We start from the raw sequence: 13908 nt of genomic DNA, 5'->3' as shown, positions 1-13908 counted from the left end.
GCCGACGGCAGCCAAGCTTGCTATGGCCCGTTCCCGCGCCTCCTTCCGTGAGATCTTCTCGTGGAGCAGCAAGGATTCCGTTATTTGATCGCCAATCGTCAAGACAGGATTGAGCGCGGTCATCGGCTCTTGAAAGATCATGGTGATCTCCGAGCCGCGGATCGCGTTGACCTTCCGACCGTTGCGCGGGAGCTGTGCAAGGTCGACAACGCCCGAGCGTGACTTGAACTTGATCTCTCCGGAATCGATCCAGCCGGGCGGATCGATCAATCCGAGGATAGCCCTCGACGTGACGGATTTTCCGCAGCCGCTTTCTCCCACCACACCAAGTGTCCGGCCAGGAGCGATATCGATGTCGATTCCATCAACTGCTTTTGCGACGCCAGATTCAGTCATGAAATTGACGCGCAGATTCCTGATTTCGAGGAGATTATTCATGAACGAACCTCCTTGCGGCCGAGACGGGGAATGAAGCGCTTGAACCGTCGACTCTTGAGCTTGGGATCGAGGCTTTCGTTGAGAGTGTCGCCAACCATGTTGGCCGATAGGACGAATAGAGAAAGCGCGATGGCCGGCCCGATGATCAGGTAGGGTGCACTCGTCAGGAAGTCTTTCGCCTCGTGGAGCATCTGCCCCCACTCTGGCGTTGGCGGTTGCACTCCGAGACCCAGATAACTCAGAGACGAGGCACCGAGGACGAATCCCGGAAGCGCGACAGTCGCCTTGACGATGACAGGACCCGAGATGTTGTGCAGCACATGACGGAACAAGATGTCCGGCCAACTGGCACCCGCGGCCACCGCGGCCTCGACGTAGAGTTCGCGTCGCACAGACAAGGCCGCGCTTCGCGCAATACGGATGAAATTGGGAAGTTGCGATAGACCAAGCGCGATGACGACACCGATCTCAGAGGGTCCCACGACCACCACGATGACGATCGCGATCATGATTGTCGGGAAGATGAGCATCATGTCCGTCGCGCGCATCACGATGGCGTCGGCAAGACCACCGCGATAGCCGACAATCATCCCGATCGGAACTCCCAACAGCAACGAGAAAAGAAGCGCGATTGTCGTGATCTTTGCGGTCACCTGCGTTGCCAGGATCACCCGGGACAAGCTGTCTCGTCCGAATTGATCCGTGCCAAACCAATGACTCGCCGAAGGGGGCTGCAACCCTTCCGCGAGGTTGGTCTCAAATGGGTCGGACGGCGTGATCCACTGCGCCGTGAGCGCGACAAGATAGAAGCCCAGCAGAACAATCCCGAAGAACAGCCCTACACGGTCGCGAGCGTAGTTCTTCAACAACTCCATGTTCGAGCCTCCTGTCCGGAGAAATCTTGCGAGGGATCAATCATTCGAAATCCTCGGATCGGCCCACCGGTAAAGAAGATCAACAACGAGGTTTACCAGGATGAAAATCATCGCAAAGAAGAAGATGCAGCCCTGAGTGAGCGGAAGATCGCGTGTCAGGATCGAATCCACCATGAGACGCCCGAGGCCAGGCCAGTTGAAAATGGACTCGGCTACGGCAGCACCACCAAGTGTATGTCCCAATCCGAGACCAAAGAAGGTAATGATGGGAAGCAATGCATTTCGCAACGCATGCTTGAATACCACGATATGTTCGGGGACGCCCTTGGAGCGCGCGGTCTTGATGAAGTCGCGGCCGAGCGCGTCGATCATGCAAGAACGGACCATTCGCGTGAATCCCGCCGCCTGGGCGAGACCGAGCGTCATCACCGGCATGATATAGTGCTTCCAGGTCGTCATGCCGCCGATCGGAAGCCAGCGCAGATGAACACCGAAGAAATAGATCGCAAGAATTCCACTGACAAAAATCGGCGTGCAAATTCCGACGAGCGAAAACGCTGTGATGCCCCTGTCGACGGGATGGTTCCAGTACATGGCGGATAAGGATCCGAGCGCGAGACTGATCGTCATTGCGAGAAGCATCGACCACCCGGCAAGCTTCGCCGTATTGAGAAGGCGAGGTCCAACGATAGCGAGAACGGGTTGCCGGGAGAAGTTGGAAAGGCCGAAATCTCCCGTCAGAACCTTGCTCATATAGGTCGTGTACTGTGTAAGGAGCGGTTGATCCAAACCATAGGCGCTTCGAATGCTCTGCACCAAGTTCTCAGGCGCACTGTCGCCAGCGATCAAACGCGCGGGGTCGCCCGGAATGGCGTGGAACAGCCCAAAGAGAAACGTTAGCAGGAGAAAGCCCGCGAAGACCATGAAGATGAATCTGCTGATGATCATTCTCGACATGTAGTGTCCTGTCGTCCTCTCCCGTTCTCGATGAGGTCCAGCAACCAGCCGCCCGCGATGAGCCGCCATACATTGCGCGCCGGGCGGCAATGCGCAGGAGGCGGCCGCGCGTGTTAGAAGGCGCGACCGCGGATGTTGTTGGTCTTATCGAGAGATACCCTGCTTCTTCTTCTCGGCCTGATCGATCCAGGCGAAGCTTCCGACATAGGTACCTGCGGGGAGATAGTGGCCACCGTGAACGTAAGTTCGGACAGCTTCAGTCAAGTTTGACGTCGGGAGATAGATCACAGGCGCCTGCTTGAGGAGTTCGGCCATCCAAAGTCGCACATACTCAGCGCGCTTCTTCTCATCACCTTCCGCGTGGGCGAGGTCCGCAAGCTTGTCGGTCTCTGCATTCGAGAAGAACATGCGGTTCGCACCGGCAGGTTTCCACGCCTTTGTGTGCGTCATGTACATCATCGGTTCGTCGGGGTCGGCCGTCGGAATAGTCCAGCCGAGAAGTGCCAGATCATACTTGGCTTCCTTCGGTCCGAGCGAGAGAGACGCACTGAAGGTCGCACTCTCCAGGACCGTCAATTCGACCTTGATGCCGATCTTTTCCAGGAAGGTCTGCACAAGTTGTGCGATCTGGTATTCGCCCTTGCCTGATTTGCGTGTCCAGAGCTTCAGGGAAAGCGGGGTTCCTTCGGCGCTCTCGACAACTTTGTCGCCATTGCGATCTTCGTACCCGGCTTCTTTGAGAAGTGCTTTCGCTTTCTCGACGTTATAGGCGAAAATGGTGTTCTTTCCGGGCTCGCGCATATCGGAAAAGCCGAAGACGCCGGGGGTCAGTGTCGGCGCCTGCGAGAGTGAGGCACCCGTGCCGGCGAAGACTGATTTGACGATACCGGCCTTGTCGATGGCGTAATTCAACGCTTGGCGGACCCGCGGATCGTCGAGAGGCTTCGCCAAATTGTTGATGACGACGTAGTACTGCTGAAGGCTCGGAAGCGTCGTGACCTTGAGATTCTCCTCCGTCGAGAGACGCGGAACGTCGAAATCCGGAACACCGTAGGCACGATCGACTTCGCCGCTCTCGAGCATGGCAACGCGCGTTGAAACATCAGGCACAAACAGCATGCGAATGCTGTCGAGATAGGGTTTCCCCTTTTGCCAATATTTGTCGTTCTTCTTGAAGAGGACATACTCGCCCTTGGCGTACTCGGTCTGGATGAAGGGGCCGGTGCCGATGATGTTGCTTCCGAGCCCCTCTTCGCCTTTCGCCTTGTAGGCTGTCGGACTGAAGATACACATCGTGCGGTACGCTAGATTTGGAATGAGCGCCGCTGAAGGATTCGTCAGATGAAAGGAGACCTGATAATCGCCATCGGCGACGACTTTCTCCAGTCCTTCGAGCAGGCTGACATAGAGAAACTTCTTTGCCAGGGCTTCATTGAAAACGAACGCCACCGCTTCGGCATTAAAGGGCGTACCGTCGTGAAACTGCACGCCTTCATTGAGTTGGAACGTGACCTTCTTCTGATCCGCTGAAGTGGACCAGCCTTTTGCCAACAACGGATGAATGGTTCTGTCGCCTGCCATTTCGACAAGATTTTCGCAGGAGTTCAGATAGACATCCATGCCGCCGGCATCGGTATTTCGACCGGGAAACATCGTCTTGTCGAGCTGTCCGGTGAGAACAAGTTCGCCGCCATATTGCGGCTTAGCGTCCTGGGCCCACAGGGTAGCGGGCATGAACGTCGACGCAACCAACGTGACTGCGGTCGCAACCCTCGAATAGCGATTCATTGGTAGACTCCTCTGGTCATTTTTGACGTCTCGTTCCTGCAGGTCTCATTGTTGCCGAAGATGCCGACGCGAAGCGTCTGATGGCCGCACTTTAGAATCGAACGGCTTCTTTATTTCTGCGTGGTGCCGGCGAGGCGACTCCTTGTCCGCATTTGCTTTCAATACATACGCGCCTTGTCGAGCACGTTGACCATGCGGTCCTTTTCATCCTTGGCGTAGTGGCCGAGGTTCTTGATGAAGATGTCGACGATCTTGCGGTTCTCGCTCGGCGCCGTGCTCGCGGAGTGCGGGCTGATCAGGACATTCGGCATCGACCAGAGCGGCGATCCAGGAGGAAGYGGCTCGATGGTCGCGACATCCAAGCCTGCAAAACCGATATGACCGCTTCCGAGCGCCTCGATCATCGCGAGCTCGTCCACGACCTGTCCGCGGGCAATGTTGACGAAGACGACACCTCGCTTCATGGCGGCGATAGTTTGTGCGTCGACCATCTTGTCAGTCTTAGGAGTATGCGGCGTCGCAAGCACGATATAGTCGGCACCCGTGACTGCAGACTTGAGATCATCCTGCCCCAATACTTCGTCGGCAAACAGCTCCGCACGCCGTTCGGGCGAAGGCCGGTTGACGACGGCCCTGACATGCATGCCGAAGGCCTTTGCGATCGAAGCGACGCGAGCGCCAACCTGTCCGGCGCCGATGATGGTCAGAGACTTGCCGCTCAACTCGCCACCGCAATAGCGCTCCCACCGCCGCGCGGCCTGCTCGCGCTGCAGGCGCGGCAAATCCTTCACGTGGCTCAGCATGACAAGCAAGGCGAACTCCGTCAGCGCATCTGCGTGCACGCCTCGAGCGGTCGTGACAATGACATCACTTTCCGCGAGCCCCAGTCCGTGCACGTGCTGTCCAACGCCGGAACTCGTTGTCTGGACCCACCGCACGTTCGGAGCCAGAGCCAAACCACGCTCAGCTTCCGAGCCACTTGGGAAATCGAAAAGAATGGTCGCGCGCGAGAGCGCCTCGCGCCAACGCCGATCCTGTTCGGCACTGCGCTTGAAACCGTCTCGCCCCTTGTGATCTGCCACATAACGGGTCTGAGGCAGGAGATCGGCTTCGAAGACAACCTCCACACCGTTCGGCGCCTCGGCGCGAATGCGTTCGACATGCTCACTTTCGAGCGGCGAGGTGATGAAGACGACATGCGATGCGGAAGACATCATTGTCCACGTTGCTTTTGGTGGGATCGGCGAGGAATTTGAGGAGGGCGCTTCACAAGGCGGGCCGCGAGAGCGCTGTGACCTTAGGTCAAAGGCTTATCATGAGCTTTGCTCACAACGCAAGACCAGTCGGCAGGCCATAAACTAGGCTAATTGCATCCCATTCGGGCAGCGGAAGAACCAACAGGCCAGGACGATCAGAGTCAGACCTGCTCGTTCTGTAATTCCGCGTCCAGCCACCGCCTGAACGCGAGTATCTTCGGGTCCGACTGACGCTCAGGGCTGCATAGGAAAAAGTAACCCTGCTCGCGCCGCAAGGAGTGAGGAGATGCGACCACGAGGGCACCTTCAGCCAGTTCCTTTCTGATCAAGAACCGGGGCAGAAGCGCGAAGCCGATCCCCACCACGGCGGCTTCGATCACCATGAAGAAATGCTCGAATCCGAGCCCCGCCGGGACCGGTGGCGCGACATGGAGACTCTCGAACCATTCGGGCCAGGCCTCGAGCCTCGTCGTGTGTCGGATCAACTGACCCGGCAGCAATCGTCCCGGCTCGATCTTGCGGCGGCCCTCCAGGAGATGGGGCGCGCAAACCAAGATCAGCTCCTCATCGAGAATTCGGTAGGCCTTGGTTCGCGGCCAGTCGCCTTTCCCATAACGAATTCCAACATCGGCTGACGTACCCGCGAAATCGATCGGCTGCTCGCCGACGACCACGTCCACCTGCATTTCGGGATACAGCTCCTTGAAGCGAGGCAAGCGTGGAATGAGCAGCCGCAAACCGAACGTAGGCAAGACGTTGATCGTAAGGGCGCGACTCTCCTGCTCACTCTTTATGCGATCGAGAACCATCCGCATGCGATCGAACGAGTATTGCAGTTCGGCAAACACTGTCGCCCCGAGAGGCGTGAGCTCCAAAAACGGTTTCGTTCGCGCGAATAGCGGAAAACCCAGATCGGCTTGAAGCGCCGCAATAGCCCGGCTCACCGCTCCTTGGGTGACGTTGAGCTCAGCTGCCGCTTTCGTCATGCTTTTGTTGCGCGCCGCTGCTTCGAAGCTTCGAAGACCGGTCAAAGATGGGAGGATGTTCATCGCACTCTTCAATATGAGATTTGCTCATATTAAATGAGATTACCTCCTGTTGTTCAATGTGATTTTTTGGCAGCGCGGGGACTGTACCCTTATGAATCGGATGGCAAGCCACCGCCTCAGTCAGGCGACCTCCCCGTCCCCCGCCATGCGGCGCAGCTCGAACCTTTGCAGCTTGCCCGTCTGCGTTCGCGGCAATTCCTCGACGAAGGCGATGGCGCGCGGATATTTGTACGGCGCGATTTCAGCTTTCACATGGTCCTGCAGAACCTGGAGGAGGTCGGGACCTGCCGCATAGCCTCGCCGCAGCACGACATATGCCTTGACGATGGCGCCGCGCTGTTCGTCGGGGGCGCCAACTACCCCACATTCCGCGACCGCCGGGTGGGTCAGCAATGCCGCCTCGACCTCCGGTCCTGCGATGTTGTAACCGGATGAAACGATCATGTCGTCAGAGCGGGCCTGGTACCAGTAGTACCCGTCCTCATCCATGACATACGTGTCGCCGGTGATGTTCCAGCCGTTCTGCACATACTTACGCTGCCTATCATCCGCGAGGTAGCGGCATCCTGTTGGACCGCGCACGGCAAGGCGGCCAATCGCGCCGGGCGGGACCGGCTTACCGTCTTCGTCGAGAATTGCGGCCTCGTAGCCCGGAACAGGCTTACCCGTAGCACCGGGTCGGATTTCATCCTGCCTGGCGGCAATGAAGATGTGGAGCATTTCAGTGGCACCGATTCCATCCATCAAACTCAGGCCGGTGGCGGATTTCCAGGCGTGATAGGTGTCCGTCGGCAATGGTTCACCCGCGGACACGCAAATGCGCAGCGATGAGATGTCCGCATCTTTGAGCTTCGAGAGCATGGCGCGATATGCGGTTGGCGCCGTGAAGCAAACCGTTGCTCTGCGCGCGGCGATTGCCGCTAGAAGCGCATCTGGTGTCGCGTTCTCCACCAGCACGGAGGCGGCTCCGATCCGCAGCGGAAAAAGGACAATTCCCCCCAGACCGAAAGTGAAGGCCAACGGAGGCGATCCGATGAAACGGTCGCTGGAACGGGCCCTCAGAACGTTGCGTCCGTACCCATCGCAAATCGCCAACATATCCCGGTGGAAATGCATGGTACCCTTCGGCTGCCCAGTCGTTCCCGAGGTGAAGCCGATGAGGCAGACGTCATCCGCCGCCGTGTCGACGGCGCCGAACTCAGGGGACGCGTCAGCGATCAGAGTTTCAAGTGAGTCGCCCCCCCCCGTTCCCCAGTAGACGACCCGCGACAGATCCGGGGCGAGGGCTCGTGCCCGCTCCATTTCCCCAGCCAGCCGGCCATCGCAGAAGGCCAGCGCGATCTTGGCCTTGATGAGGGGATAGGCGATCTCCTTGGCGCGAAGCAACGGCATCGTCGCGACGACTACGCCTCCAGCCTTCAAGACGGCCAGGTACAACGCGACCATCATCGCATTGTTACCCGAGCGCAGCAGCACGCGGTTTCCGGGAACGAATCCGAGCTTCTCGACCAGGACGTTGCAGATCCGGTTCACCTTCTCCTGAAGAGCGCGATAGGTGAGCGTCTCCTCGCCGCTGAAGAGGCAGATTTCATCCCCTCGCCCCTCATCGACCCAACGGTCGAGAAACGCCGTCGCGCAATTGAGTCGGTCTGGATAGCGAAGCTCGTCCCGCTCGAACAGGAACGTCGGCCACTCCTCTTGCGGCGGGAGATTGTCCCTCGCGAAGGTATCGACGTGCGCCGTATACGCCATGGTCGGTTCCTCTGTCCGGTCGGTGGTTATGGGATCCTCCTTCGCAGCGCGAGCCGGCGCTGCGGACTTGTAGAAGTTCCATATTTATTTAAAACTTCAAATAATACTTTGGCAATCTCGACGGGAGAACCGACCTCCTTTAGCCCTACTGAAGGGGGAGTGTTCGACCGTACGAAATTGCGCCACATTGGCCTGACGACCGGCGGGCCACGCCCACCGGCAACAATCGCCAAGCACGGCACACCGTGCGCAGGGAACAGACATTCGGGAGTCCAGAATGAATCTCTACATCAAGACGCTTGGCCTGGCGGCCGGCCTCGGTCTCGTGGCAATGCCCGCCTTGGCTCAGGAGAAGGTGAAGGTCGGCCTGCTTTTGACCCTTTCCGGGCCCTCCGCCGTCCTCGGCCAGCAGGCGCGCGACGGCTTCCAGCTGGCGATCAAGGATCTCGGCGGCAAACTTGGCGGGCGCGAAGTCGAGGTGATCGTCGTCGACGACGAACTCAAGCCCGACGTAGCAATCACGAAGGTAAAAGGCCTGATCGAGCGCGACAAGGTCGACTTCGTCGTCGGTCCAATCTTTTCCAATGTTGCGGTCGCCGTTCACAAGCCAATCGTAGACGCGAACACGTTCTACATCAGCACCAATGCAGGACCGTCGAATCTGGCCGGCAAGAGCTGCAGTCCGTACTTCTTCGCGACGTCGTATCAGAACGACCAGAACCACGAGGTTCTCGGCAAGGTCGCTCAGGACCGCGGGTATAAGAAGGTCTACCTTTTGGCGCCGAACTATCAGGCCGGAAAGGACGCCCTTGCCGGCTTCAAACGGCACTACAAGGGTGAGGTCGTCGAGGAATCCTACGTTCCACTGAACAATCTCGACTTCCAATCCGAGCTCGCCAAGATCGCATCCATGAAACCCGACGCCGTTTTCACCTTCATGCCGGGTGGCATGGGCGTGAACCTCGTCAAGCAATATCGCGCTGCCGGCCTCGCGGACAAAATCCCATTCCTCTCTGCCTTCACGGTCGACGAATCCACCCTGCCCGCGCAGCAGGACGCTGCAATCGGCATGCTCGGCGGATCGAACTGGGCTCCCAACATGGATAACCCTCAAAACAAGAAATTCGTGAAGGACTACGAGGCGGCTTACGGGTCCGTGCCTGGCTCCTATTCGATGCATGCCTATGATGCAGCCCTTCTGATCGAAAGCGCTCTCAAGGCGACCGGCGGCAAGACCGACAACAAGGACGCCTTGCGCGCGGCTATCAAGAAAGCCGACTTCAAGTCGCTTCGCGGTGATTTCAAGTTCGGCACCAACGGTTTTCCGGTACAGGACTTCTATTTGGTGAAGGTCGCCAAACGTCCCGATGGCAAGTTCCAGACCGAGATCGCCGAGAAGGTGTTCGACGATTATACCGACGCCTACGCCAAGGAATGCGCAGCGACCAATTGAGCTGCCTGAATACGTTTGCCTCGCTCCGCTCCATTTTCGGAGCGAGGCTGCTCTTCGCCGACGTTCATCGTGCCAACGCATTCGTAAGACGGAAGCGAGAGCGGTGAGATCCCTTTGCAGCCGGTAAGGCACGATGAACGCAACGCTTCTCTTCGTTCAGGCGCTCAATGGCCTGCAATTCGGAATCATCCTGTTTCTCATCRCCGCCGGACTGACACTCGTGTTCGGCGTGATGGACTTCATCAACCTCGCGCACGGCGTCCAGTACATGGTTGGCGCGTATCTGATGGCGGCCTTCAGTGCGTGGACCGGCAGTTTCGGTTGGGCGCTTGTGCTTGCGCTGCCCAGCGCCCTTGCCGTGGGGTTGCTCCTGGAGATTACTGTCTTTCGTCATCTCTATGACCGCGACCATCTCGACCAAGTCCTCGCCACCTTCGGCGTCATTCTGTTTCTGAACCAGGGCGTAAAGTTTGTCTGGGGAGCCGCCCCCCTGAACGTTCCTCCTCCAGAGCTTCTATCCGGTTCGGTCGAGATTGCGGACGGACTTCTCTATCCGGTCTATCGCCTTGCAATCATCTTCGCGGGTCTCGCTGTCGCCGCTCTTCTCTATCTCGTCGTCAATCACACACGTATCGGAATGCTGGTTCGCGCCGGCGCGTCGAATGCCCCCATGGTGTCGGCTCTCGGCGTCAACATTCGCGGACTGTTCATGATCGTGTTCGGCTTCGGCGCAATGCTTGCAGGTTTCGCGGGCGCCATGGTCGCACCGATTCTGTCCGTCGAGCCCGGCATGGGAGACAACATTCTGATCCTCGCATTCGTGGTGATCGTAATCGGTGGAATTGGCTCTATCCGTGGGGCGTTTCTGGCTGCCTTGCTCGTAGGATTGGTCGATACGGTCGGCCGCTCCTTCGCACCGAACCTTCTGCGTCTTTTTCTCGACCCCGCGACCGCGAGCCAGACCGGCCGCGCCATCGCGCCAATGCTGATTTACATCTTCATGGCGGCCATCCTGTTCTTTCGTCCGTCGGGTCTCTTTCCGGTGAAGCGTTAGCGCCATGACAGACATCGCACACCCATTGACCAATCGAACGCGAAACATCGTCCCGATCGCGCTTTTCGCCGTCCTCGCAATCGCGCCTCTGGTGGCGTCACATTCCGGCGCCGAAGGTTATTTCTTGTCGCTCCTGATGCGAGTGATGATCTTTGGCCTTGCCGCGATGTCTCTCGACCTGATTCTTGGATACGGCGCTCTCGTCAGCTTCGGACACGCGACCTTTGTCGGAATCGGCGCCTATGCCGTCGGCATTCTCGCCAGTGACGGCTTTGACGATGCGCTCGTACAAATTCCGGCAGCGCTTGCCGTTTCGGCGTGCTTCGCTCTTGTTGCCGGCGCGATTTCACTCCGCACGAAGGGCGTCTATTTTATCATGATCACGCTCGCCTTCGGACAGATGTTGTTCTTTCTCGCGACGTCGCTCGCCTCCTATGGTGGTGACGACGGGATGACGCTGCCGGCTCGCAGTCTCGTGGGCGGATATGCAATTCTGAAGAGCGACAAGACATTCTATTGGGTCACGCTTCTGTGCCTCCTCGTGATGTATGGAGTGTCGCGGGCAATCGTGGCATCGCGGTTTGGAAGGGTGCTGCGCGGGACTCGCGAAAACAGCGTGCGGATGGAGGCTATTGGATTTCAGCCGTTCCGTTACCAACTCGTCGCCTATGTGATCAGCGGCATGATGGCCGCGCTCGCGGGCTTCCTCCTCGCGAACCAGACAGGTTTCGTCAGCCCAGCTTACATGACGTGGCAACGCTCGGGCGAGCTGATCTTCATGGTCGTCCTGGGCGGGCTCGGCAGCCTGCACGGCGCAATCATCGGCGCCGCGGCCTTTCTGTTGCTCGAAGAGTTCCTACCGGAAATTCTGTCCGGATTGGGATTCATGCTGTCCGACACCGCGCGACTGCACATTGTCGAGAATTGGAAGATGGTCTTTGGGCCACTTCTGATCTTAGTCGTCCTCTTCGCCCGCGGGGGTATCTTGAGCCTCCTTCAGCGAGGTCGGAATGCCTGAAACGCTTCTCGAACTCCGCGATCTGCGAAAGACTTATGGCGCACTCGTCGTGACGGATGACGTCAACCTTTCGATCGTCCCGGGCGAGCTTCACGCGATCATCGGCCCAAATGGCGCCGGCAAGACAACGCTCATTCACCAGATTTCAGGCCTGGTCGCTCCGGCATCCGGCCACATCGTTTTCGACGGGGATGACGTCACGACGTTGGCCATGCCGCTCCGGGTTCGTCGCGGCCTCGCCCGCTCCTTTCAGATCACCTCGATCTTGCCGCGCTTCTCAGCCCTGGAAAATGTCGCCTTGGCCATTCAGGCGCGGTCCGGTTCAAGCTTTCGGTTCTTCCGTGACGCCTCTCGCGAGAGCGGTCTGAACGAAGCCGCCATGGAATGCTTGAGCCGGGTCGCTCTCGACACGCGCGCCCATGGACCCGCGGGGCTTCTGTCGCACGGGGAGAAGCGACAGCTGGAACTCGCCATAGCACTCGCAACCGCTCCGAAACTGCTTCTTCTGGACGAACCGCTGGCCGGCACGGGACACGAGGAATCGCAGCGCGTTGTAGAGACCTTGCGGTTGTTGAAAGGGCAAACCACGATTGTTCTGATCGAACACGACATGGATGCGGTCTTTTCCCTGGCCGACCGAATAAGCGTGCTCGTTTATGGCCGCTTGATTGCGACCGATGCGCCGGAACGGATCAAGACCGACCCGGCGGTCCGGGCTGCCTATCTCGGCGAGGAGTCGGTCTGATGCTATCGGTGCGACGTCTCGAGGCCTCCTACGGCCCTGCCCAGGTCCTGTTCGACGTCTCCTTCGATGTTCGACCTGGGGAAGTCGTCACGCTTCTCGGGCGCAACGGAATGGGTAAGACAACCACCATCCGGACGATCATGGGACTTCTCCGCCCAAAAGGAGGCGAAGTTCGGTTCGGAGACAAGAACCTGACCGGGCTCGAACCATATCGAGTTGCTCAAACCGGCATCGGCCTTGTGCCGGAGGGCCGACAGATCTTCCCTACTTTGAGTGTCGAAGAAAATCTCGTCGCCACGGCCGCTGCGCGCTCTGGTTCGAAGCGCTGGACCCTCGATGCGATCTATGAGCTATTTCCACGCCTGAAGGAACGCAGAAGCRACCTGGGATCACAACTCTCGGGTGGCGAACAGCAAATGCTCGCTATCGGCCGCGCGCTCATGACCAACCCTAAACTCGTCATTCTCGACGAAGCGACCGAGGGATTGGCTCCGTTGATCCGTACCGAGATCTGGACTTGCCTCAAGCGCCTTCGAAGCGAGCATCAGTCGATTCTTGTCATCGACAAGAACGTCGATGCGCTCGCCGCCTTTGCCGACCGGCACGTCATCATTGAGAAGGGGCGTTCCGTCTGGACGGGATCGAGCGCGGACTTGCTTTCGGATCCCTCGCTCAAGGATCGTTATCTGCACGTCTGACAGGAGTGCCCGATGCCGGATGGCGAAGTTGATTTCGAGGTCGAGTACAACAATCGCGCGAGAGTCGCGGACCATGCCGACCATATGGCGCGCTGGTACAAGGACGCCGCATCCTATCGCGAGACGGCGCTTTGCGAACTCGACCTTCCCTATGCGCTCGGCGAACGCCATCGGCTTGATCTGTTTTACCCGCCTGGCGGAGATAAAGGAGGGCCGGTCGTCCTGTTCTTTCACGGTGGGTATTGGCAGGCCCTCGACAAATCCTCCACGAGCCATCTCGCGCGGGGAGCAAACGAGCGGGGTCTGACGGTCGCGATCCCCAACTACGACCTCGCTCCCGCCGCGACGTTGGACGACATCCTGCGGGATGCCGGCATCGCCGCCGCATATGTCGCCAAAAGGACCGGTCGCCCGCTTCTGGTAGCAGGGCACTCGGCCGGCGGGCACCTGGCGGCATGCCTGATGGGACGTCCGCCAAGCGGGCTGTCAGGCACAATCAGGGGTGCATTGCCAATCTCGGGTCTCTTTGACCTTGTTCCTCTCGTCCACACCTCTGTCGTTCGGGCTTTGAACCTGACGACCGCCGATGCCGAACGTCTCAGCCCGATTGGCTGGCTGCCGCTGCGTCCCGGAAATGTTGTCGCCGTCGTGGGAGAAGCGGAGAGCGCGGAGTATCGCCGGCAATCCCACACCTTCGTCGCCCGATGGGCGGAGGCAGGAATCAACGGAAGCGTCCATGAAGTGCCGGGCGCCCATCATTTCAATGTTCTGAATGGCCTTGCGGATCCCGAGAGCCCTCTTTCAACGAAGCTCATGGCGCTATCC

Annotated in this window: 13 protein-coding genes; 6 read left to right on the top strand and 7 right to left on the bottom strand. The window is 58.8% G+C overall.

Features of this window, described 5'->3' with window-relative positions:
- The 7 genes from AC1DT3_RS03730 to AC1DT3_RS03700 form a co-directional block, all read right to left on the bottom strand.
- Positions 1 to 438: ATP-binding cassette domain-containing protein (locus AC1DT3_RS03730; protein ID WP_477463900.1), on the bottom strand; the 438-nt coding region annotated here is incomplete at its 3' end.
- A complete protein-coding gene (locus AC1DT3_RS03725) occupies positions 435 to 1313 on the bottom strand; it encodes an ABC transporter permease (RefSeq protein WP_477463899.1) in 879 nt (292 codons plus the stop codon). The genes AC1DT3_RS03730 and AC1DT3_RS03725, both read right to left, overlap by 4 nt.
- 36 nt (positions 1314 to 1349) lie before the next feature.
- Entirely contained in the window at positions 1350 to 2270 is a 921-nt protein-coding gene (locus AC1DT3_RS03720; RefSeq protein ID WP_477463898.1) for an ABC transporter permease, read from the bottom strand.
- A gap of 144 nt (positions 2271 to 2414) precedes the next feature.
- Positions 2415 to 4058 carry an ABC transporter substrate-binding protein gene (locus tag AC1DT3_RS03715; protein WP_477463897.1) on the bottom strand — a complete coding sequence of 548 codons (1644 nt, stop codon included), beginning with the start codon at positions 4056 to 4058 and terminating at the stop codon, positions 2415 to 2417.
- 158 nt (positions 4059 to 4216) lie between these two features.
- Positions 4217 to 5275 (bottom strand): D-2-hydroxyacid dehydrogenase, encoded by a 1059-nt coding sequence (locus tag AC1DT3_RS03710; protein WP_477463896.1) that lies wholly within the window; start codon positions 5273 to 5275, stop codon positions 4217 to 4219.
- Positions 5276 to 5475: 200 nt separating this feature from the next.
- Complete coding sequence (locus tag AC1DT3_RS03705; RefSeq protein WP_477463895.1) at positions 5476 to 6363, bottom strand: LysR substrate-binding domain-containing protein; 888 nt, start codon at positions 6361 to 6363, stop codon at positions 5476 to 5478.
- 120 nt (positions 6364 to 6483) lie between these two features.
- The gene (locus tag AC1DT3_RS03700; RefSeq protein ID WP_477463894.1) at positions 6484 to 8115 is read right to left on the bottom strand and encodes a benzoate-CoA ligase family protein; all 1632 of its coding nucleotides are present in this window, start codon (positions 8113 to 8115) and stop codon (positions 6484 to 6486) included.
- A 277-nt stretch (positions 8116 to 8392) separates the two neighbouring features.
- On the opposite strand from AC1DT3_RS03700, the gene AC1DT3_RS03695 reads away from it, so the two are divergent.
- From AC1DT3_RS03695 to AC1DT3_RS03670, 6 genes are all read left to right on the top strand, one after another.
- Entirely contained in the window at positions 8393 to 9568 is a 1176-nt protein-coding gene (locus AC1DT3_RS03695) for an ABC transporter substrate-binding protein (protein WP_477463892.1), read from the top strand.
- Positions 9569 to 9701: 133 nt separating this feature from the next.
- Positions 9702 to 10622: a branched-chain amino acid ABC transporter permease gene (locus AC1DT3_RS03690; protein WP_477463891.1), complete on the top strand. Its 921-nt coding sequence runs from the start codon at positions 9702 to 9704 to the stop codon at positions 10620 to 10622.
- A 4-nt stretch (positions 10623 to 10626) separates the two neighbouring features.
- Complete coding sequence (locus AC1DT3_RS03685) at positions 10627 to 11640, top strand: branched-chain amino acid ABC transporter permease (RefSeq protein ID WP_477463890.1); 1014 nt, start codon at positions 10627 to 10629, stop codon at positions 11638 to 11640.
- On the top strand, positions 11633 to 12385 hold the full coding sequence (locus AC1DT3_RS03680) for an ABC transporter ATP-binding protein (RefSeq protein ID WP_477463889.1): 753 nt from the start codon (positions 11633 to 11635) through the stop codon (positions 12383 to 12385). Before AC1DT3_RS03685 ends, AC1DT3_RS03680 begins: the two co-directional genes overlap by 8 nt.
- Positions 12385 to 13083 (top strand): ABC transporter ATP-binding protein, encoded by a 699-nt coding sequence (locus AC1DT3_RS03675; protein ID WP_477463888.1) that lies wholly within the window; start codon positions 12385 to 12387, stop codon positions 13081 to 13083. The genes AC1DT3_RS03680 and AC1DT3_RS03675 overlap by 1 nt, the downstream gene beginning before the upstream one ends.
- Positions 13084 to 13095: 12 nt before the next feature.
- Positions 13096 to 13908, top strand: an 813-nt coding sequence (locus AC1DT3_RS03670; protein WP_477463887.1) for an alpha/beta hydrolase, incomplete at its 3' end; no start/stop codon positions are given.

The sequence above is a fragment of the Microvirga sp. P4_G7 genome (genome assembly GCF_056401005.1).
This window is presented reverse-complemented; position numbering and strand designations above follow the sequence as displayed.